General features: G+C 56.2%; 1 pseudogene. It reads left to right on the forward strand.

The annotated features are described in order from the left end of the window. Positions 1–615: pseudogene (locus A0J57_RS25770) on the forward strand (IS701 family transposase); the annotation flags it as partial. Positions 616–797: the final 182 nt, after the last annotated feature.

The raw sequence follows: 797 nt of genomic DNA on the forward strand, positions 1-797 counted from the left end.
GGAACGCGTTGCGGCATCGGCCAATCTTTTCCTGGATGGTTTGTTGGGTGAGAAACGGCGCAAAACAGGATGGATGCGTGCAGAGGCGGCCGGAGATCCTGAGCCCTGGCGACAGCAGGCCATTCTGGGTCGCGGGCGCTGGGACGCAGACGGTCTTCAAGACATCGTGCGTGACTATGTCGTAGAGAACCTTGCCCCAGATGACGCTGTTCTGGCCATCGACGAGACCGGCTTCCTTAAGAAGGGCGATGCCACCTGCGGTGTCGCACACCAATATACCGGTTCGGCAGGCAAGACAACAAACTGCCAGATCGGTGTTCGCGACCTATGTTTCGGCTCGGGGTCATGCCTTTGTCGATCGAGCCCTCTACTTGCCCAAGAGCTGGACTGGTGATCGGACAAAGCTTGCCGCCACCCATGTTCCAGAGACTGTGTCCTTTGCCGCCAAGCCCGCCTTGGGTCGAGATGATAAGGCGTGCGCTGGCGGCGGATGTACCCTTTTCATGGGTAGCGGCAGATGCGGTATATGGCCTAGGCGACGTCGAAGGCGCGGTGCGCCAAGCCTGCACGGGCTATTTCCTTGGGGTCAAATCCGATCATTACTTCGGCTCCTGGGCGAAGAACCCGGCGCAGACACTTATGCAAGATTCGTGCCGCCAGCGCATTGATTTAACATAATATATATTATCGACTATTGAGCCTGTAAGCGGGTGGATTCTATTTCGAAGTGCGAAATCCTAGGTTTTATAAGGGTTTGATCCCTTTTCCAGGAAGGCACGCAATGAACGGCTATCAGC

The sequence above is a fragment of the Sphingobium sp. 22B genome, assembly GCF_001580035.1.
In the GTDB taxonomy this organism is placed as follows: Bacteria; Pseudomonadota; Alphaproteobacteria; order Sphingomonadales; family Sphingomonadaceae; genus Sphingobium; species Sphingobium fuliginis.